This window comes from Actinoplanes sp. NPDC049668, from assembly GCF_044465445.1.
Lineage (GTDB): Bacteria > Actinomycetota > Actinomycetes > Mycobacteriales > Micromonosporaceae > Actinoplanes.
On sequence record NZ_JBITLR010000007.1, the window covers coordinates 139,551 to 159,852 of the forward strand.

Annotated in this window: 19 protein-coding genes; 8 read left to right on the forward strand and 11 right to left on the reverse strand. The window is 71.5% G+C overall.

All coding sequences use genetic code 11. From position 1 onward, the window contains the following. Window positions 1–15: 15 nt before the first annotated feature. Complete coding sequence (locus ACIBSW_RS28820; protein WP_354718753.1) at window positions 16–2,895, forward strand: Calx-beta domain-containing protein; 2,880 nt, start codon at window positions 16–18, stop codon at window positions 2,893–2,895. A gap of 55 nt (window positions 2,896–2,950) precedes the next feature. Here ACIBSW_RS28820 and ACIBSW_RS28825 read toward each other — a convergent pair whose 3' ends face one another. From ACIBSW_RS28825 to ACIBSW_RS28845, 5 genes are all read right to left on the reverse strand, one after another. Beyond that, window positions 2,951–3,952, reverse strand: a complete 1,002-nt coding sequence (locus tag ACIBSW_RS28825; RefSeq protein ID WP_354718751.1) for an SGNH/GDSL hydrolase family protein — start codon at window positions 3,950–3,952, stop codon at window positions 2,951–2,953. A gap of 98 nt (window positions 3,953–4,050) precedes the next feature. Then, window positions 4,051–4,863 carry a hypothetical protein gene (locus ACIBSW_RS28830; protein WP_354718749.1) on the reverse strand — a complete coding sequence of 271 codons (813 nt, stop codon included), beginning with the start codon at window positions 4,861–4,863 and terminating at the stop codon, window positions 4,051–4,053. 335 nt (window positions 4,864–5,198) lie between these two features. Then, window positions 5,199–7,121 carry an ABC transporter ATP-binding protein gene (locus ACIBSW_RS28835; RefSeq protein ID WP_404799507.1) on the reverse strand — a complete coding sequence of 641 codons (1,923 nt, stop codon included), beginning with the start codon at window positions 7,119–7,121 and terminating at the stop codon, window positions 5,199–5,201. Between the two features lie 32 nt (window positions 7,122–7,153). Further along, window positions 7,154–8,890, reverse strand: coding sequence for an ABC transporter ATP-binding protein (locus tag ACIBSW_RS28840; RefSeq protein ID WP_354718747.1), 1,737 nt, complete (start codon window positions 8,888–8,890; stop codon window positions 7,154–7,156). A gap of 3 nt (window positions 8,891–8,893) precedes the next feature. Further along, entirely contained in the window at window positions 8,894–9,538 is a 645-nt protein-coding gene (locus tag ACIBSW_RS28845) for a TetR/AcrR family transcriptional regulator (protein ID WP_354718745.1), read from the reverse strand. A 101-nt stretch (window positions 9,539–9,639) separates the two neighbouring features. Here ACIBSW_RS28845 and ACIBSW_RS28850 point away from each other — a divergent pair, with 101 nt between their 5' ends. The 6 genes from ACIBSW_RS28850 to ACIBSW_RS28875 are packed head-to-tail and all read left to right on the forward strand — an operon-like array spanning window position 9,640 to window position 14,644. Beyond that, window positions 9,640–10,164 (forward strand): PadR family transcriptional regulator, encoded by a 525-nt coding sequence (locus ACIBSW_RS28850; RefSeq protein ID WP_354718743.1) that lies wholly within the window; start codon window positions 9,640–9,642, stop codon window positions 10,162–10,164. 55 nt (window positions 10,165–10,219) lie between these two features. Beyond that, window positions 10,220–10,906, forward strand: coding sequence for an ABC transporter ATP-binding protein (locus ACIBSW_RS28855; protein ID WP_354718741.1), 687 nt, complete (start codon window positions 10,220–10,222; stop codon window positions 10,904–10,906). Continuing rightward, window positions 10,903–13,113, forward strand: coding sequence for an FtsX-like permease family protein (locus ACIBSW_RS28860; protein WP_354718739.1), 2,211 nt, complete (start codon window positions 10,903–10,905; stop codon window positions 13,111–13,113). The genes ACIBSW_RS28855 and ACIBSW_RS28860 overlap by 4 nt, the downstream gene beginning before the upstream one ends. An 8-nt stretch (window positions 13,114–13,121) precedes the next feature. After that, window positions 13,122–13,628, forward strand: coding sequence for a DinB family protein (locus ACIBSW_RS28865; protein ID WP_354718737.1), 507 nt, complete (start codon window positions 13,122–13,124; stop codon window positions 13,626–13,628). Between the two features lie 25 nt (window positions 13,629–13,653). Beyond that, on the forward strand, window positions 13,654–14,493 hold the full coding sequence (locus tag ACIBSW_RS28870; RefSeq protein WP_354718735.1) for a hypothetical protein: 840 nt from the start codon (window positions 13,654–13,656) through the stop codon (window positions 14,491–14,493). Then, on the forward strand, window positions 14,474–14,644 hold the full coding sequence (locus ACIBSW_RS28875) for a hypothetical protein (protein ID WP_354718734.1): 171 nt from the start codon (window positions 14,474–14,476) through the stop codon (window positions 14,642–14,644). The genes ACIBSW_RS28870 and ACIBSW_RS28875 overlap by 20 nt, the downstream gene beginning before the upstream one ends. Window positions 14,645–14,659: 15 nt before the next feature. Here the strand turns inward: ACIBSW_RS28875 and ACIBSW_RS28880 are convergent, their stop codons facing one another. After that, window positions 14,660–14,938: a YggT family protein gene (locus ACIBSW_RS28880; RefSeq protein ID WP_354718733.1), complete on the reverse strand. Its 279-nt coding sequence runs from the start codon at window positions 14,936–14,938 to the stop codon at window positions 14,660–14,662. 139 nt (window positions 14,939–15,077) lie between these two features. Between ACIBSW_RS28880 and ACIBSW_RS28885 the strand changes: the two genes are divergently transcribed. After that, on the forward strand, window positions 15,078–15,632 hold the full coding sequence (locus tag ACIBSW_RS28885; protein WP_354718732.1) for a GNAT family protein: 555 nt from the start codon (window positions 15,078–15,080) through the stop codon (window positions 15,630–15,632). On the opposite strand, the gene ACIBSW_RS28890 is transcribed toward ACIBSW_RS28885, so the two are convergent. The 5 genes from ACIBSW_RS28890 to ACIBSW_RS28910 form a co-directional block, all read right to left on the reverse strand. Continuing rightward, a complete protein-coding gene (locus ACIBSW_RS28890) occupies window positions 15,572–16,294 on the reverse strand; it encodes a DUF2306 domain-containing protein (RefSeq protein WP_354718730.1) in 723 nt (240 codons plus the stop codon). The two genes, ACIBSW_RS28885 and ACIBSW_RS28890, sit on opposite strands and share 61 nt — an antisense overlap. Window positions 16,295–16,395: 101 nt before the next feature. Then, window positions 16,396–17,049, reverse strand: coding sequence for a response regulator transcription factor (locus ACIBSW_RS28895; protein WP_354718729.1), 654 nt, complete (start codon window positions 17,047–17,049; stop codon window positions 16,396–16,398). Window positions 17,050–17,104: 55 nt separating this feature from the next. Beyond that, window positions 17,105–18,241 carry a sensor histidine kinase gene (locus ACIBSW_RS28900; RefSeq protein WP_354718727.1) on the reverse strand — a complete coding sequence of 379 codons (1,137 nt, stop codon included), beginning with the start codon at window positions 18,239–18,241 and terminating at the stop codon, window positions 17,105–17,107. A gap of 106 nt (window positions 18,242–18,347) precedes the next feature. Beyond that, a complete protein-coding gene (locus ACIBSW_RS28905; RefSeq protein WP_354718725.1) occupies window positions 18,348–19,373 on the reverse strand; it encodes a zinc-dependent alcohol dehydrogenase family protein in 1,026 nt (341 codons plus the stop codon). Then, window positions 19,342–20,244: a hypothetical protein gene (locus ACIBSW_RS28910; protein WP_354718724.1), complete on the reverse strand. Its 903-nt coding sequence runs from the start codon at window positions 20,242–20,244 to the stop codon at window positions 19,342–19,344. The genes ACIBSW_RS28905 and ACIBSW_RS28910 overlap by 32 nt, the downstream gene beginning before the upstream one ends. Between the last annotated feature and the right edge of the window lie 58 nt (window positions 20,245–20,302).

A 20,302-nucleotide genomic window follows, 5' to 3' on the forward strand; every position in this document is an offset into this window, starting at 1 on the left:
GAGACAGAAACACACATGCGCTATCAACCAGCCCATGCAGCCAGGAGCGGCTCGGATCCGTTCTCGCTGCGTGGCCTCAAGCCGCTACGAACGGCTCTCTCAGCCGCGGTCGCTGGCGTCATCGCCTTTGCGCCGGCCGTCTTGATCGCGTCGCCGGCGTCCGCCGCCCCTCCGGAGCTCACGATCGCTGACGCGCAGGCTGTCGAGGGATCGCCGGTCGTCTTTACCCTGCACTACACAGGTACCGGAGCGGCGACGTACAACATCACCGTTGCGCCGGGGACGACCAATCCGGCTGCCCTTACGGACTTCGGCTCACCGAGCCCCGCGTCCGTTACGTTCGCCGCCACCGGCGCCCCTGACCAGACGGTTTCCGTCCCGACCACGGACGATGCCCTCGCCGAGCTCAACGAGACATTCAAGCTGACCGCGACGAACCCCGCCGACGCGTTGGACACGCTCACGGCAGTCGGCACCATTCTCGACAACGACCCGTTGCCGTCGTACACGCTGAGCGCTGCACCCAATCCCGTCGTCGAGGGCGCCGGGGCGACGGCCACCATTACGGCGAAGCTCAGCGCCTTGTCCGGTATGCCCACCGTGGTGACTCTCAACACCGTCAACGGAACGGCGATCGCGGGCGTTGCTCCGCTGGGTGACTACACCGCGCAGGTCAACGAACAGTTCACCATTCCGGCCGGCCAGCTCACCGCTACTCACCCCATCCCGATCACCAATGACGGTGTCAAGGACGCGAACGACCTGGAGACATTCACGGTCAACACCGTGGCCACTAATGTCTTCCCCACGACGGCCAGCACGACGGTGAGCATCAGCGACGTCCAGGCGACGCCGGTGCTGACTCTGGGTGGTGGTGGCACCGTGGTTGAGGGCACTCCGCTGAACCTCCCCATCACGATTACGCCGCCTTCGGAGAAGGCGATCACGGTGGAGTGGAACGCCGTGGCGGCGCCAGCGGTGGCCGGTCACGGCGCCGCGACGCCCGGCACCGACTTCACGTACCCGGCCTCGCGGACGATCACGATTCCCGCGAAAACCGGGACCGTGGCCGACGCCATCACTATCTCGGCCCCAGTCGACGCCATTAACGAGCTGCCTGAGGATATCGCGATCGAGTTGGTCAATCCGACCAACGCCACACTCGGCTCGCCGGTGAAGCAGATCCTAACGATCACGGGCGGCGAGTCGCCGCCAACCGTGGCCATCACCCCGACGGCCGTGACCGAAGGCAACTCCGGCATCACAAGCAAGACCTTCACCGCGACCCTGAGCGCAGCCGCCGGGCGAGTTGTCACGGTGGACTGGGAGACTGCCTCGCTTGGCACCGCGGTGGGCGATGCCCAGCCGGTCAAGGACTACATCACGAAGAGTGGCAGGCTCGTATTCCCGGCGGGCACGACCACTCAGACGTTCACGGTGGACATCGTCGGTGACACGATCGACGAGGGCGGGAGCATCGCTTCGCCGGACACCGATACTGAGTTGTTCAACATCATGCTGTTGAATGTGGACGGCTCGGCGACGATCGGCTCCGGGATCACCACGATCGCGATCACGGATGACGACGCCAAGCCAACCTTTACCTTCGCCGACATGACGAGGGACGAAGGCGATGAGACGGCCGCGGTCCTGCTTCCGCTGACGTTGTCGGGGGGAAGCGATCAGACCCTGGTGTTCAACATCACCGATGTCACCGGCGCGAATTCCGGCACCGCGTCTGGCACCGTGGGTGCCTTGGTGGGCTCTGGTGACTACTCGCTGGTGACCAACAAGATCACGGTTCAGCCGGAGACGACCACCGGCTACGGCGTGCTGCTGGTCTTCGGTGATGACATCTACGAGGGGGACGAGACTGCCTACTTCCAGGCGGCAGCCGACCCGGTTACGCATTCGAACGACTTCATCACCGCACCGACCTCTAAGACGATGAAGCTCACTCTCGTGAACGACGACAAGGCGCCTGATCTGGAGATCAACAGCGTCACTGTCGAGGAGGGCGAGACCGTCCAGGTCACCGGCACGGTGCGTGGCATCTCGGCAACCAACACGTACCTGAACGTCGGCTTCGCCGGCGGTTCGTCGAACGGTAGCAAGGCGGCCGACGCGAACGACTTCGTCAACCCGGGCGTGACGCCGCTCACGATCGACGCGGGCACCACGCCTGGCACGGTCATCGACGTGGCGAAGGTGGAGATCAAGGAGAACGACACCGCGGAGCCGGCCGAGACCATCATCGTGACCGGTCAGGGCCTCGGCAACGTCGGCACGGTCACCGAGGGCATCATCACCATCGCGGCCCACGGCGGCGGCGGCGAGGAGCCGGGCGAACTTACGCTGAAGTCCTCGACCGGCACGCGGCTTGGTGCCGGCTCGGTCACCCTCAGCGGCACGGCGTCGGCCGAGGACGCGGAGGTTACGCTGTGGGGCCGGACCGTCAGCTCCGAGGAGTCCGACTTCGCGGAGCTCAAGAGCACCACGGCTGGTGCGGGTGGCAGCTTCTCGTTCACCCAGGCGCTGAACCTGGACGGCATGTACTTCAAGGTCAGCGAGGGCGACTCGGAGTCCACCCCGGTCAGGGTCCTTGTCAAGGAGAACCCCGGCCTGTCCGCGACTTCTCCCAAGAAGGCCTCGGTCCAGGTCGTTGTCACCGGTAACCCGAAGGTCCGCGGCCTGTCCGCCAAGATCTTCCGGTTGGACGGCACGAAGTGGGTGACGGCGGGCACGGGCATCCTGAACGCGTCCGGCACCTTCACCAAGTCCTTTACGGCCAAGTCCGGCAAGACTTACAGCTTCCGGGCCCAGGTCGTGGGTAACGCCTCTCGTGGCATCCTCACGAGCGCGGTGACGGCTACCAAGAGCGTCAAGGCGAAGTAACTCTGATCCGAATAAGGCAGGGGTGGCCCGTCGGGCCACCCCTGCCGCCTTTTTCCTAGATGTCGAGCAGGTTGCCCGGCCCGGTCCACTTCCTGACCAGGCGGGTCCGCGTCTGCACACTGCCGTCCACCCGCACGCGATAGCGCTCCTTCACCGTGCGCAGCGTCTGCCAGGTCTTGCGCGAGCCGCGGGCCGTGATCGTGGTGCGCAGCTTCCAGGTGCGGCACTCGGTCTGGTGGCGCTCCTCGCCGTCGACGACGGCCTTGACGGCCAGGCACCGGTAGGCCGAGCGGGCCCGGTGCGGGTTGCTTCCGTCGCCGCCGGAGAGGTCGAAGACCCGGGCCATCGCCGTGTACCAGGTGTAGGCCATCTTGGAGTAGCCGAACGTGTTCGGGTGGCGCAGGTCGTGCAGGTCGATGCCGCCGACCGAGGACTGGTTGACCACGGTGATCTTCGGGTCGTTCTTGTCCTCGACCAGCTTCGGGATGAGCTTGTTGTAGGCGCGGCCGGCGGCCCGCTCCTTCGGCACCCGGGAGGCGATGATCTGCGCGACGAAGATGTACGCCTCCGGCCGAGCCGTCCGGATCTGGTCGATCAGCGCGGAGAGCTTGGCGGCGGTGGCGCGGGCACCGACACCCTCTTTGATGCTGTTGGTGCCGGCGTGCAGCAGGACGACGTCCGGCCGCGCCTGCGCGAGCCACCCGTCCGCCTGGGCGGCGAGCTCGTCGATGTTGTAGCCGCCGTGGCCCTCGTGCTGCGAGTCGGGGCCGCTGCCGTTCGTCTCCGAGCCCACGAAGTTGATCTGCATGCCGCCGAGGAGCAGCCGGTGCGCGAGCCCCTTGCGGTAGGAGTCGCGGCTCGGGGTGCCGGCGCCGGCGGTGATCGAGTCGCCGAGCGGCATGACCCGCATCGCCACGAAGGGTGTCACCTCGGTGCCCGCGGTGGCGGGCTCGGCGTTCGCCGACTGGGGGAAGCCGACGGTCGCGACGGCGAGCGCTCCGGCGAGCACACCGATGCCGAGGCGGCGGACGCCCGTCCCCGCAGAACGAAACCTCAAGATGAGCCCCTTTAGCTTAGGCTTTGCTGACATGTCGAAGATCGGGTTCGGGCGGGACCGGACGAGACCCGGCAGGTTGCAAAAGGGGAAGATCCAGGTCACCGCAGCTGGGTGACCGTGAAGTCGGCGAAGCGGAAGCGCGTGTTGTCGCCCCGGATGCCGACGGACGCCGACTCCCGGATCGGTGCGCAGCCGACCCCCGCGTCCACCGCGCTGACGATCGCCTCACCGTCGACGAACCCCGCGATGGCGACCGAGCCGTCGGGGTTGTTCCGCACCGTCGCCGACACCAGCCGCCAGGTGTTTCGCAGGATCGGGTGGCCGGGCACCTCGGCGCCCAGCACGTAGTACGTCCCGCCGTTGCTGGGGCCGCCCGGACACTTCTTCTTGATCAGGACCTTGCCGTCGCGGCGGGCGACGCTGACCGCGTAGAGGTTGTACTGCGTCCGGTGCCGCAGCCAGACGTGCACGCCGTCGTAGCTGATCGCCGGCGTGTACGAGGTCGAACTCTGCCCCGCGACGTTCAGGTCGAACGCCACCTCGACGTCGCCGAAGTCGGCCCGCCGGGTGTTCATCCGGAACACCGCCGAACCGGTGAACCTGTCCGAGCGCCGGCCCGGCGAACCGTCGTCGACCTTGCCGGTGTCGCCGATGCCGTTCACGGCGAAGAGCGAGCCCGCGGTCACCTCCCACCCGGCCGAGCGCCGCGCGGCCCGATCCCTCGGATTGCGGTAGGCATACGAGTTCGTCACCAGCCCGGACTTACGGCCGAGCGACGGCCGAAACGGCGCCGCCGTGCCGGCGGTGCTGAAGTCGGTGTCCTCGTCCGCGGCGGCGGCCGGGCCCATGAGCATCCCCTGCATCACGACCACCGCCGACACAGCGACGGCAAGCCAGTGAATCCTGCGCATGGTGGCCTCTCGGATCGCTGCAACGGGGAGTTGCAGCGAACCTTCGGCCCCCGGGCCCCGGAGCTGAGAGAAGCCCGTAGTCGCTACCCAAAAGCACCTGGGATTCAGTCGACTTCCACCGCGGCCTGTGCGAGCTCCGGCCTGGTTCTCGGCGTGATGGGCGGGTGGACGTCGCCGCACTGCCGTCGCGGTTCGCCAAGGCGCACAGCCGCATACCGCGTAGCCGGCAGGCCGGCTTATCGCTCGCCAGCTGGTCCAGCTATGGGAGTAGCGGCTACCGCAACTGGCCGGGACGCCTACCTCGCCGAGTGAGGAAAGGTAGGCGTCCCGGTGGGTCAGTCGACCTCGACGGCGGCCTGGGCGAACTGGGCCGAGTACAGGCGGGCATAGGCGCCGTCTGCCGCGATCAGTTCGTCGTGGCTGCCCTGTTCGACGATGGCGCCCGACTCCATCACCAGGATCACGTCCGCGTCGCGGATCGTCGACAGGCGGTGTGCGATCACGAACGACGTGCGGCCCACCCGCAGCGTGTTCATCGCGCGCTGGATCAGCACCTCGGTGCGGGTGTCGACCGAGCTGGTCGCCTCGTCCAGGATCAGGATGCTCGGTTCGGCGAGGAACGCCCGGGCGATGGTGATCAGCTGCTTCTCGCCGGCCGAGACGTTCGAGCCCTCGTCGTCGATGAGGGTGTCCATGCCGTCGGGTAGCGAGCGGACGAAGCGGTCCACGTGGGCCGCCTCCGCGGCCGCCGCCACCGACTCGCGGGTGGGTTCGTCGGCGCCGTACGCGATGTTGTCGTAGATCGTGCCGCCGAACAGCCAGGTGTCCTGCAGCACCATGCCCATGTACTCGCGCAGCTCCTCGCGGGGCATCTCCGCGATGTCCACGCCGTCCAGGGTGATCCTGCCACCCGTCACGTCGTAGAAGCGCATCAGCAGGTTGACCAGCGTCGTCTTGCCGGCGCCGGTGGGGCCGACGATGGCGACGGTCTGGCCCGGCTCGACCGACAGCGACAGGTTGTCGATCAGCGGCTTGTCCGGCGTGTACCGGAAGGAGACGTTCTCGAACGCGACCCGGCCCCGCGCCGGTGCGGTCAGCGGCGACGTGGCAGGGTCCGCGGACTGCTCCGGGGCGTCCAGCAGGGCGAACACCCGCTCGGCCGACGCGACCCCGGACTGCACCAGGTTGGCCATGCTCGCCACCTGGGTCAGCGGCTGAGAGAACTGCCGCGAGTACTGGATGAACGCCTGCACGTCGCCGAGCGACAGCGCGCCCGACGCCACCCGCAGGCCGCCGACCACGGCGACCAGCACGTAGTTGACGTTGCTGATGAACATCATCGCCGGCTGGATCAGCCCGGAGATGAACTGGGCGCGGAAGCTCGACGCGTACAGCTTGGCGTTGTGGGTTTCGAAGGTCTCGGACGCCTCGCGTTCCCGGCCGAAGACCTTGACCAGCGAGTGGCCGGTGAACATCTCCTCGATGTGGCCGTTCAGCTTGCCGGTCGTGGCCCACTGCGCGACGAACTGCGGCTGCGACCGCTTGCCGATCGCGGTGGTGACGACCACCGACAGCGGCACGGTGATCAGCGCGATGATCGCCAGCAGCGGCGAGATCCAGAACATCATCGCCAGTACGCCGACGATGGTCAGCAGGGCGGTGACGAGCTGGGCGAAGGTCTGTTGCAGCGTCTGCGCGATGTTGTCGGTGTCGTTCGTCGCCTTGCTGAGCACTTCGCCGCGCGGCTGCTGGTCGAAGTAGGACAGCGGCAGCCGGGCCAGCTTCGCCTCGACCTGCTGGCGCAGCCGGAACACGGCGGCCTGCACGACCACCGCGGTCAGCCGGCCCTGGAGGACGCCGAACAGCCAGGCGGCCAGGTAGATCACCAGCACCCAGAGCAGCAGGTGCCCGAGCCGGTCGAAGTCGATGCCCTGGCCCGGTACCACGTCGGACGAGGCGAGCATGTCGGCCTGGTTGGTCTGGCCCTGCGCGCGGAGCTGGGCGACGATGTCGGCCTTGCTCAGGTCCGGGTCCAGCTTCTGGCCGAGAATGCCGTTGAAGATGATGTCGGTGGCGTGACCGAGCAGGCGCGGCCCGGCGACCGACAGGGCGACGCTGGCGGCGCCGAGCAGCAGCACCAGCCCGACCAGCATCCGGTGCGGGCGCAGCATGCCCAGTAGTCGCTTGAGGGATCCCTTGAAGTCCTGCAGTTTCTCGGCCGGCATGCCGGCCGCCATCATCCGGCCGGGCCCCGCCATCGGCGGGCCGCCCGGTCCACGCGCGGGGGCGGTCACGCGGCGGCCTCCTGCTCGGTGAGCTGTGACAAGACGATCTCCCGGTACGTGGGGTTCGTGTCCATCAGTTCGGTGTGTGTCCCGGTGCCGACGACCACGCCGTCGTCGAGCACGACGATCCGGTCGGCGTCGCGGATGGTGCTGACCCGCTGCGCGACGATGATCACCGTCGCGTCGGCGATGTGCTCGGTCAGCGCGGCCCGCAGCGCCGCGTCGGTGGCGTAGTCGAGCGCCGAGAACGAGTCGTCGAAGAGGTAGATCTCCGGGCGGTGCACCAGCAGCCGGGCGATCGCCAGGCGTTGCCGCTGGCCGCCGGAGACGTTGGTGCCGCCCTGGGCGATCGGCGCGTCGAGGCCGCCGTCCATCTGTTCGACGAAGTCGCGCGCCTGTGCGACCTCGAGCGCGGTCCACAGCTCCTCGTCGGTGGCGTCCGGGTTGCCGTAGCGCAGGTTCGAGGCGACCGTGCCGCTGAACAGGTAGGGCCGCTGCGGCACCAGGCCGACCGTCTTCGACAGCAGCGCCGGGTCGAGCGCACGGACGTCGACGCCGTCGACCAGCACGCTGCCGTCGGTCGCGTCGAACAGCCGGGGTACGAGATTGAGCAGCGTGGTCTTGCCGCTGCCGGTGCTGCCGATGACGGCGGTGACCTCGCGCGGCCGGGCGGACAGGTTGATCCGGCTGAGCACGGGCGCCTCGGCGCCCGGGTAGCGGAACTCGACGTCGCGCAGCTCCAGGAAGCCGTGCCGGCTCAGCTCGCGCACCGGATCCGGGTCGATCTCGACGCTCGACGGGGTGTCGAGCACCTCCTCGATCCGCTCGGCGCAGACCTCGGCGCGCGGGATCATGACGAACATGAACGTCGCCATCATGATCGCCATCAGGATCTGCATGAGGTAGCTGATGAACGCGGTCAGCGCGCCGATCTGCATGCTGCCGTCGGCGATGCGGTGCCCGCCGAACCACAGCACGGCGACGCTGGAGATGTTCACCAGCAGCATCACGGTCGGGAACATCAGCGCCATCAGCTTGCCGACGCGCAGCGAGACGTCGGTGAGCTCGTCGTTGGCGACGCCGTAGCGTTCCCGCTCGCGGTCGTCGCGGACGAAGGCGCGGATCACCCGGATGCCGGTGATCTGCTCGCGCATCACCTGGTTGACCCGGTCGATCCGCACCTGCATGGTCCGGAACAGCGGCCGCATCCGGGCGATGATCAGCGCGACCACCGTGACGAGCGCCGGCACGATCACCAGCAGCAGCGACGACAGCGGCACGTCCTGGCGCAGGGCGAGCAGGATGCCGCCGACGCACATGATCGGCGCGGCGACCATCAGCAGGAACGTCATCAGCACCAGCATCTGTACCTGCTGGACGTCGTTGGTGGTCCGGGTGATCAGCGAGGGCGCGCCGAACCGCTCGACCTCGCGGGCCGAGTAGGAGAGCACCGTCGTGAAGATGCCGGCCCGGATGTCGCGGCCGACGGCCATGGCGACCTGCGCGCCGAAGTAGACGGCCGCGATCTGCGCGGCGATCTGCAGGAGCGTGACGCCGAGCATCTCGACGCCGACCCGCATGACGTAGCCGGTGTCGCCGGGGACGACGCCGTTGTCGATGATGTCGGCGTTCATGGCGGGCAGGTAGAGCATGGCCAGCGTGGCGAAGAACTGGAAGAGCACGATCAGAAAGATCGACTTCTGGTACGGCCGCAGGTGCGCGCGCAGCAGTCGGACAAGCACGGTTCAGGCACCCCCATGAGTGTTGTCGCATTGGCGGGCCGGGACGACCAGCAGCCCGTCGAGCAGCAGCGAGACGATCTCGCCGCCGTCGAAGCGCCGCGGGTCGCCGAACGGCCCGAAGGTGTTGGCACCGCAGAAGAGCAGGAGCAGCCGGGCGACCGCGCCGGGGGAGCGGCGCAGTTGCCCGGCGTCGGGCTCGATGACCGCGGTGAGCGCCTCGAGCAGCGCGTGGCGGGACCGGGTCATCCGCTCGACGGCCTCCGGGTGGAGCTCGGAGGAGAGCATGAGCACGCGCGCGGCGGACATGAGCTTCGCGCTGCCGGTGAACCGCTCGTTGATCAGGTCGGCGGCCGCGGTGAGCCGGTCGCGCAGCCCGGCGCTCGCGTCGATCGCGGCCATCGCGTCCAGGGTCGGCTGCGGGTCGAGCGCCTGCCCGAGCGCCGCGAGGATCAGCGAGTTCTTGTCGCTGAAGACGCCGAAGATGGTGCCCTCGGCGACCCCGGCGGCCTGGGCGATCTGCCGGGTGCTGAGCTCGAGACCGTGCTCGTGCAGCAGCGGGATGGTCGCGGCGATGAGCGCGGCCCGCCGGTCGTCGGGCGCCATGGCCGGCACCCGGCGCCGCCGCTCGGCCTGATCTGGGGAGTTCACACGGGCGACTCTAATGAGCGAGCACTCACTCAGCCACTGATATATGTCATGCATTTCGGGGGTATTCCTCCGACGTATACTCTCAGCGTATAGTCGCTCGCATGACGGTGCCTCTCACCCTCCTCGGGCTGCTCGAACGCGAACCCAGCCACGGCTACGACCTCAAGCGCGACTACGACGCCTACTTCGGCCGGGGCAAGCCGCTCTCCTTCGGGCAGGTCTACGCCACCCTGAGCCGGCTGGCCCGCGACGGCAAGGTCGTCATCGGCGACGTCGAGCCCGGCGAGGGCCCCGACCGCAAGCGCTACATCATCACCGACCTGGGCGCCACCGAGGTGGACACCTGGCTCGCCGAGCCGGTGCCCGCCGAGCCGCACCTGCAGACCGTGCTCTTCGCCAAGGTCACGCTCTCGCTGATGCTCGGCCGGCCCGCCGATGCCTTCCTCGACACTCAGCGCGCGGCGCACCTGCGGCGGATGCGGGAGCTCACCGAGATCAAGCGCACCGGCGGCCTGGTCGAGGCGCTGCTGGCCGACCACGGCCTGTTCCATCTCGAAGCGGACCTGCGCTGGATCGAGCTGACCTCGGCCCGGCTCGACGCCCTGGCCAAGGAGGTTCGGTCATGACCGACTGCACCGAGCGCAGCGAGGGCCAGGAGGGCATGACAAAGGAGGTTCGGTCATGAACCAGATCGTCGTCGAGGCCCGGGACGTGGTGCTGTCGTTCGGGCCGACCCCCGCGCTGCGCGGCGCCGACCTGGCCGTCGGCGCCGGCGAGATCCTCGCCATCATGGGGCCGAGCGGCTCCGGCAAGTCGACCCTGCTGCACTGCCTGGCCGGCATCCTGGTGCCCGACAGCGGCGAGGTGCACTTCGACGGCCGGCGGATCGACAACCTCGGCGAGACCGAGCGCAGCGGGCTGCGGCGCGACCGGTTCGGGTTCGTCTTCCAGTTCGGCCAGCTCGTGCCCGAGCTCACCGCGGAGGAGAACGTCGCGCTTCCGCTGCTCCTCAACGGGGTACGCCGGGCGAAGGCGCTGACGGAGGCGCGGCCCTGGTTCGCCCGGCTCGGGCTGGACGGCCTGGAGGGGCGCCGCTCCGGCGAGCTCTCCGGCGGCCAGGCCCAGCGGGTCGCGCTCGCCCGGGGGCTGGTCGCCCGGCCGCGCGTCCTGTTCGCCGACGAGCCGACCGGCGCGCTCGACACGCTCACCGGCGAGCAGGTCATGGACCTGCTGGTCGGCTCCGCCCGGGAACAGGGCACCACGGTCGTGCTCGTCACCCACGAGCCGCGGGTCGCCGCGTACGCCGACCGCGAGGTCATCGTCCGCGACGGCAAGGCGCACGCGCTGACCGCCGAGGCCGTCTCATGATCCGCTTCGGGCTCCGGCTCACCCTCGCCGGCGGCCGGGAGGCGGCGGTACGGCTGGTCGTGATCTCCCTCGCCGTCGCGCTCGGCGTCGGCCTGCTGCTGACCGCGCTGGCCGGCGCCCGCGGCGTCACCACACAGAACGACCGGTACGGCTGGGCGAACTCGGGCAACACCGCGGCGGCGCCCGGCGACCCCGATCCGCTGTGGTGGCAGCTGCGCGTCGACGGCTTCGACCGGCGTACCGTCGGCCGGGTCGACCTGGCCGCGACCGGCCCCGCCTCGCCGGTGCCGCCGGGCCTGCCGCGACTTCCCGCCGCGGGCGAGTATTTCGCCTCGCCGGAGCTGGCCAGGCTGATCGCCACCACCCCGGGCGGCCAGCTCGGCGACCGCTTCCCGGGCCGCCTCGCCGGCACCATCGGCCCCGAGGCGCTACCCGCGCCCGACTCGCTGGTCGCGGTGGTCGGCTACGCGCCGGAGGAGCTGTCCAAGCGGCCCGGCGTCACCCGGGTCGGCACCATCTCGACCCTCGCGCCGACCTCCTGCCCGAACGGCTGCTGGAGCGGGATACCGGCGTCGGGACTCCAGCTCATCCTCGCCGTGGTGTCGCTGGCGATGATCTTCCCGCTGCTCATCCTCATCGGCGCGGCGACCCGGCTCGCCGCCACCCGCCGGGAGCAGCGCTTCGCGGCGATGCGGCTGGTCGGCGCGACGCCCCGGCAGGTGTCCGTGGTGTCCGCCGTCGAGTCGACCGTCTCGGCCGTCGCCGGCACCGCCCTCGGCTTCGTGCTGTTCCTGCTGCTGCGCGACACGATGGCGGCGATCCCGTTCACCGGCGCGCCCATGTTCCCGTCCGACCTGGCACTCGGCCCGGCCACGACCCTCGGCGTCGCCGTCGGCGTGCCGGTGGCGGCCGCGCTGGTGGCCCGGTTCGCGCTGCGCCGGGTGCGGATCTCGCCGCTCGGCGTCGCGCGGCGGGCGACCCCGAGGCCGCCCCGGGCCTGGCGCCTGATCCCGCTCGCCCTCGGCCTCGCCGAGCTCGCCTACTTCATCGGCCGGCGCCCCGGCACCACCGACGGGCAGCTGCTCGCGTTCCTGCCGGGCATCTTCGTCATCATGATCGGCCTGATCGTGGCCGGCCCGTGGCTGACGATGGTCGGTGCCCGGCTGGTGGCCCGCCGGGCGAGCCGACCCGCCTCGCTGATCGCCGCGCGGCGGCTGGCCGACAACCCGTGGGCCGGCTTCCGCTCGGTCAGCGGGCTCGTACTCGCGCTCTTCGTCACCAGCGTGGCCGTCGGCGTGATGGGCACCATGGTCGCCGACCGGTACGTGCCCAATGAGGCCGCGGACACCGCCACCCTCATCACCCTCTTCCGGGACGACGACCTGGCACCGACCGGCGACCCGGTGCCGGCCGGGCTGACCGGGCAGGCCGGGGTGCGCGCGGTCGTGCTCACCCGGATAGCGCCCGAGAACCTGCCGGTTCCGCGCGCGGAGATCGGGAACTGGGGCTGGCCGTCCACGCTGGTCTCGTGCGCGGACGTCGCCCGGGCCGGCGCCGGCCGGTGCGCGGACGGCGCGAAGGCCGCCTGGACCTGGCCCGACCTCGCCGGCCCGCCCGGCTGGAGCGGGACCTGGCCCACCGCCGAGGTGGACCCCGCCGCGCTGGCCGGGTACCCGGTGCAGTCGATCCTCACGGTCACCGACGGCTCGACGGCCGCGCTCGAACAGGCCCGGACCACGCTGGAGAACGCACACCCGATGCTGTACTCGCCGTACTCCGAGGTCGAGTGGCAGGCCGAGTCCGCCCGGGTCTTCAACGGCTGGCAGCGGCTGGCCAACGTGGTGATCCTGACCAGCCTGGCGATCGCCGGCTGCAGCCTGGCGGTGAGCATCGCCGGCGGGCTGAGCGACCGCAAGCGACCGTTCAGCATGCTGCGCCTCACCGGCGTCCCGCTCGGCATGCTGCGCCGGGTGGTCGCGCTGGAGGCCGGCACGCCGCTGCTGGTCGCGGCCGTCGTCGCGGTGGGATCCGGGCTGCTGGCGGCGCACCTGTTCCTGACCGCACAGATGGAGCTGGCGCTGGCGCCACCGGCGATCTCGTTCTATGCCATCGTGATCACCGGGATCGCGGCGTCGCTCGGCGTCGTCGCCTCCACCATGCCGCTGCTGCGCCGGATCACCGGACCGGAGGCGGCCCGCAACGAATAAGGATGAGCGTGGACGACGATCGGGTGGGGCCGCCGCTGCTCGGCGGGGAGCGTGAGACGGTGCGCGCGTTCCTCGACTATCACCGGGCGACGCTGGCGATGAAGTGCGCGGGGCTGTCCGACGAGGAGCTGCGGCAGCGCTCGATGCCGCCGTCGACGCTGACGCTGCTCGGCCTGGTGCGGCACATGGCCGAGGTGGAGCGGACCTGGTTCCGCCGGGTGATCGACGGCCAGGACATCCCGCTGCGCTGGTCGGCCGACGGCGACTACCAGGCGGCGTACGACGCCTCGGGGTCGACGCGCGCGGAGGCGTTCGCCGCGTGGCAGGAGGAGGTCGAGCACGCGCGCCGCATCGAGCGGGAGGCGGAGTCGCTGGACGTGACGGGCTACCAGGCGCGGTGGGGTGAGAACGTGTCGCTGCGCCTGGTGATGCTGCACCTGATCCACGAGTACGCCCGGCACAACGGCCACGCCGACCTCCTCCGCGAGGGCATCGACGGCACGGTCGGCGCCTGACGGACTCAGTGTGCGACCCTGAGCCATGCGAACTGGGGTGACCTGGACCCGGGTGGCCGGCGTGGCGGCGGCACTGATCGTCGGCTGTCTCGGCTCGGCCGCCGCGGTGCGGGCCGGCGACTTCCCCGGCCCGCCCGGGGAACCCACCGCGATCGCCGCGGCCACCACGGCCATCGGACGCCCACCGGCGGGCCCGCGTGGCCCGGTAGTGGTCTGCGACTACTGGTGCCCGGATCCCGGCGGCGAGGGCGTCGTCTCCTTCGACTCGCCGCCGGACCACACGGACACGGTCGCGGTGACCTATGACCTGAGCCCGGCTCGCGCCGCCGAGGTCGAGGCCGCGGCCCGGGCGCGGCTCGAGGCCGCCGGCTGGCGACCGCTCCCGGACGGCGAACTCACCCGGGACGGCCTCGCGGTCGCGCTCCAGGTCGCGGACACGCCCGCCGGGGTGCGCGCGACCGTCGTCGCCGCCAAGACGGTGCCGCCGGCCGCCGTCGCGCAGGCCGCGGCCGGCTTCGTGCTCGGCACGGTACTGGGTGGGCTGCTCGCCGCCCGCGCGGCCGCACGGTTCCGCCGGCAGAGCGAGGCGGTGCGCGCGCTCGCCGGAACGCTCACGGTCCTGGTCATCGCGGTGACCTTCGGGTACGCGATCACGGCCGCGCTGCTCGTCCTGCACGGCGGCGGCCGGCCGCCGGGCGTCCAGCTCGCCGAGTTCCTGCTGACGGTCTTCCCCAAGATGTCGATCGCCGTGCTCGCGGCCGCGGCGGCGGCGCTGGCGCTGATCGCGCTTCCGCCACGCCGGAAACCACGGTTACCCGGTCCGGCGACGGGGCAGACTGAGAGTCATGGTGCTGCCAGGTCCTGACCCGGACTATTACCCGCCGATCGACCCCGACGAGCCGGTGCCCGACGACCCGGGCGAGCTGTCCCCGGACACCCCGGAGACGCTGCCGCCGGCGCCCGTGGAGCCGATGCCGGGCCCCGACGACCCGGGCAACGTCCCCGAACCGGCCTGAGGCCCGCCGCCGCGGTCAGGTGATGATCGAGCGGATGATCACGATCGCCAGGAACACCACGATGAAGGCCAGGTCGATGGCGACGCCGCCGAGGCGCAGCGGGGGCAGGACCCGGCGGACCGGTGCGAGCAGCGGTTCGGTGACCGCGTGCGCGCCGGCCGTCAGCCGGGACCGGACCGAGCCGTACGAGGGGGGTCCGGCGAGCGCCACGCTCCAGTCGAGCACCGCGCGGGCGATCAGCAGCACCTGCACCAGCAGCAGCACCAGGCTCACGACGGCCAGGACCAGACCCATCAAGACCTCCAGAGTCGAACGGGGTGCTTCCCACTATGCGGCCTGCCGTTGTGAATTGGCTGAGTGATGGCTGCAAGTTCGCCTGACTGCGGGGCCGAGGGTGCCTCCCCGGCGGGCGATCCTGGGTAGGCTGCCCGGCATGTTCGCGATTGATCTTGGTGACGGCGCCGAGCTGCGGCCGCTGGAGCCCTGGCAGGTTCCCGAGTTTCTCGCACACATGGACCGCGCGCGAGCGAGCGTCGACCCGTGGATCCCGTGGGCGGGCGTGAGCACCGACCTGACCACCGCGTCGGCGACGCTGCAGCGCTACGCCGACATGATGGCCCGCGACGCCGGCCGGCTGTACGGCATCTGGCTCGACGGCACGCTGGTCGGCGGCACCATGTTCGTCGACTTCAACGTCAAGGACGGCAACTGCGAGATCGGCTGCTGGCTGGAGCCGGCCGGCACCGGCCGCGGCCTGATCACCAAGGCGGTGGCCCGCCTGATCGACTGGGCGATCGTGGACCGCGGCATCTACCGGGTGCAGTGGCACTGCCGCCCGGACAACACGGCGAGCTCCAACGTGGCCCGGCGGCTCGGCATGCGGGTCGACGGCGTGCTGCGCGGCGAGTACCTCTACAAGGGCGTCCGCTACGACACCGAGGTCTGGTCGCTGATCGCACCGGACTGGACCCCGCTGGCCCGGCGCTGAGCCGCTGACGCGCGGGCCCGGCGCCGGGCCTCCGGGCGCCGGATGATCCACTCGGCCACCGCGATGTTGATCAGCCAGCCGGCGCCCATCAGCATCGCGTGGCCCAGCGGACCGGGCGGGGTGGCCAGTGCCATCGACGGCCCGACGGTCAGCACCTGGGTGCCCGCGCCCATGCCGATCGCGTAGCCGCGGATCATCCAGGTCCGGTGCCGGGCGATGTCGCGGCGCAGGATCGCCCGGAAGCTGACGAGGATCGCCACGGCCATGAACGCGCCGAGGACGAGCCGCATGACGCCCAGGACGCCGAAGCGCGTCCCGTCGTGCTCGGGCAGCTGGTAGAAGAGCGTCATCCAGATACCCGAGAGCGCCGCCGCGACTCCGCACGGGACCAGGATCCGGCCCGACGCGCGGTGCCAGCGGGGCCGGCGGCGCCGGAGGCCGGGGTGGAACTGGAAGGCGCCGAGGACGCAGAACAGGGTCGCGCCGATGATGTGCACCACCACGGGCGCGGGCACCTCGACGAAGCGCGCGTTCTCCGGCGTGGTCTCCGCGCCGGCGGCCAGGGTCGTCACGCGGAACGCGCCGGCCACCACCGGCACCGCGCTGAGCAGGAGCAGGCCCGCGGTCGCGAGCCGGGCGGTCCAGGTCGGGGAGATCCTCATGGCCTCGATCGTGCCGATCGGGTAGGTGCCGGCTCATCGGAAATCAGGCCGCGACCGGCTCGTACCGCGGTACGGCGCGCGGACCGTACTTTCGGCGTGGCTCAGCGCCGGACGCGGTTCGTCTCGTAGGCCCACATGGCGATCTCGACGCGGTTGCGCGCCGGGATCTTCGTCATCAGGCTGGTGATGTGCGTCTTCACCGTGCTGAGCGTGATGAAGAGCTCCGCGGCGATCTCGCCGTTGGTCCGCCCGCTCGCCACCGCGGCGAGCACCTGCTCCTCGCGGTCGGTCAGCGAATCGGCGGGCTGCGCCGTGCCGGCCGGGCCGCCCGCGGCGAAGGTCCGCAGCAGCCGCGCGGTGACGCTCGGCGCGATGAGGGCGTCACCGACGGCGGCGGCGTGCACGGCCTGGGCCAGCATGGCGGTGCCGGCGTCCTTGAGCAGGAAGCCGCGGGCGCCGGCGCGCAGCGCGGCGTAGACGTACTCGTCCAGGTCGAAGGTCGTGATGACCACGACGGCGATCGGGTCCGGCACCTCGGGCCCGGCCAGCGCGCGGGTGGCCTCGATGCCGTCCAGGCCGGGCATCCGGATGTCGAAGAGGCAGACGTCGGGGCGCAGGCGCCGGGCCAGCTCGACGGCGCGGTGCCCGTTGGCGGCCTCGCCGACGACCTGGATGTCCGGCTGCGAGTTGAGGATCATCGTGAGTCCGGTGCGGACGATCTCCTGATCGTCGGCGACCACCACCCGCACGCTCACGCTGTGCCCACCTTTGGCCTGCCCTCCTGGCCCTCGCTGCGCTCGGTGCGGTCGGTCATGCCGTGCCCCCGGCGCGCGGTAGCACCGCGGTGACCGTCCAGCCGCGGCCGGGTGCGGGGCCGGCCTCGCAGGTGCCGCCGAGCAGGCCGGCGCGCTCGCTCATGCCGATCAGCCCGTACCCGGCGGCGCCCGGGGTGCCGGTGCCGGGCTCGCCGTCGTCGCTGACCTGCAGGCGTACCGAATCGGGGTCCGCCGAGACGCGGACCTGGATCCGGGTCGCGTGCCGGGCGTGCCGCCGGGCGTTGGTGACCGACTCCTGCGCGAGCCGGAAGATCGCGGAGCCGACCGCCGGGGAGACGTCGTCGAGGTCGCCGGCGATGCCGACGTCGACGGCCGGGCCGCCGCGGTGCCGGCCGGCGAGCCTCTCGAGATCGGCGATGCGCGGGCTGGGCTCGAGCTCGGCCGGCTCGTCGCGGCGCAGGATCCGGACCATGCCGCGCATCTCGGCGAGGGCCCGGGACGCCTCGGCCTCGATCACCCGCAGCGCGTCGGTCGCGGCGTCCGGATGCGACGCGGCGGTGGCGAGGCCGGCCTGCGCGCGGATCGCCATCGCCGACACGTGGTGCGCGACGGTGTCGTGCAGGTCCCGGGCCAGCCGCTCGCGTTCGAGCAGCTTGACCCGTTCGAGCTCGCGGAGCCGGGCGCCGGCCCGGTAGCGCAGGGCGAGGCCCGGCGTGATCGCCGCCGACATCACCACCAACCCGGCGAACAGGTCACCCGGGCCGATCTGCTCGACGACCGCGGCGCCGACGATCTTGCCGAACACGATGGCCAGGCCGAGCACGATCGCGCGCCCGGACCCCCACCGGACCAGGGCGTAGACCAGGATCACGACGAAGGCGCCGGTGATGTTCTCGAGCTCGGTGCCGCGCATCGCCAGCGGCGCGAGCGTGGTGACGCCGAACGCGATCGCGAGCATCGGCAGCGGCCGGGTCCGCCGCCACAGCAGGGTCGGCAGCACGGCCACGATGATCACCACCGACACCGCCCGCCACGGCAGGCCGGGCCGGAACACGCCCTCGATCACCGCGAGGGGCACCAGCACGCCGACGAGCGCCCAGTCCCGCCAGACCCGCGCCGGCGGGTGCGGGGGAGCGGGTTCGTCCCACACAGACCGCAGAACTTCGTGCACCCGTTGATGGTACGAGGGCGCCGGTCCCGCCAGATCGGCCCAAAGTACTAGGGGTGTCTCGCGGATCCTGACGGCCCGCGGCGGAGCCATGATCCGCGAGACACCCCTAGGGCACGACGACCCGGACGCCAGGCGTCGCCGGAACGTCCATCGCGGCCAGTGCCGCCGGCGCGGCCGCCAGGCCGATCTCCCCGGTGATCAGCTCCGCGGGCCGCAGCCGGCCGGACTCCACCAGCGGCAGCAGCCCGGCGTACGCGTGCGCCGGCATGCCGTGGCTGCCCAGGATCTCCAGCTCGTGCGCCACCACCAGATCCATCGGCAAGCTCGGGCGCCCGGACGCGGCTGGCAGCAGCCCGACCTGGACGTGCCGGCCGCGCCGCCGCAGCGCCTCGATCGACGCGGTCAGCGTGGCCTGGCTGCCCAGCGCGTCGAGGGAGACGTGCGCGCCGCCGCCGGTGAGCGCGGCGATCTCGGCGACCCGCGCGGCGTCGAGCGTCACCTCGGCGCCGCACGCCCCGGCCAGGTCGAGCGCCGCGGCGGACACGTCGACCGCGATCACCCGGGCGCCCGCCGCGGCCGCGATCATCACCGCGGACAGGCCGACCCCGCCGCAGCCGTGCACCGCGACCCACTCGCCGGCCCGGACCCGGCCCTGGTGCACCACCGCCCGGAACGACGTGGCGAACCGGCAGCCCAGGACGGCCGCCGCCGCGAAGCCCACCCCGTCGGGCAGGCGGACCAGGTTGGTCATGGCGTGCGGCACCACGACGAGGTCGGCGAACGAGCCCCAGTCGGTGAAGCCCGGCTGCCGCTGCCGGTGGCACACCTGCTGGTCGCCGGCGCGGCAGGCCGGGCACGTGCCGCAGGCGCAGATGAACGGCGCGGTCACCCGGTCGCCCGGCCGCCAGCCCTCGACGCCGGGTCCGACCGCGGCGATCACCCCGGCGAACTCGTGGCCCGGCACGTGCGGCAGGCGGATGTCGGGGTCGTGTCCGCGCCAGCCGTGCCAGTCGCTGCGGCACAGCCCGGTCGCCCGGACGGCGACCACGACGCCACCCTCCGGCGGTTCCGGGTCGGGCACCTCGCGGACGCCGGGCAGTTCACCGAACCGTTCGTAGATCACCGCGCGCATCCGTCGATGGTGCCAGGCGCCCGTACGAGGTGAGGGTCCGCAGCGCCCCGAGGGTGACGATGCCGCGCCACTCGAGGCGGGAGGCGGCGCTCGGCGGTTCCCAGGTGATCGGCCAGCCGCCGTCCGGCTGCTGCGCGGCGGCCAGGTGGTCGAGGTGCCCGTCGATCTGCTCGTGGGTGAACAGCGAGCGCCAGCGCGAGTCCGCGAACGGCGCGACGGTCAGCGGCGTCAGCCCGTAGCCCTCGGCGGCGGGATCCAGGTGGAACATCGTCGAGGCGGTCAGCCGCTCGACCACCGCGGCCGCGTGCCGCTCGGCGCGGTCGGCGTCGTCGACCTGCTCCAGGAAGGCCAGCACCTCGGAGAGCGCGTGCACCTCGTCCGGCAGGTCGCCCGATTCGAGGGCGCGCCAGCAGTATCGGGTGGCCTCGTCGCGCCACGGGTGCGCGAAGCCGATCCGGTGCAGCAGCCCGGCCAGCCCGGCGGTCGGGTTCAGCCCCGGCGCGTAGGTCCAGTCCGACCAGTGCTCGGCGCGTGGATACGCCTCGATGACGGCGGAGGCCAGCGAGACGGCGCCGCCGACGGACTCGCGGCCCAGGAAGTCGCAGGCCCGGCGCAGCAGCTCCGGGTCGTCGGCGCCGGCCGACGCGTACGCCTGCAGCGCGATCTCGACGTCGATCGGCAGGCTGGCCGGGCAGCGCTTGTCCGGCTCGAGCCCGTGCCCGAAGCCGCCGTCGTCGTTCTGGTAGCCGCGCAGGACGGCGACCACGCCGGCCGCCGGCTCGCCGAGGAACAGCGTCGCGAAGAGGCGCTGCTCCAGCAGGCGCGCCTCGGACCGCAGGAATCGCACCGCGGCGGAGAAAGATTCACTCATCGGCACAGGCTAGGAAGCCGGGGTCCCGGTGTCTTGAACGAATCGGACGCTCTGGAAC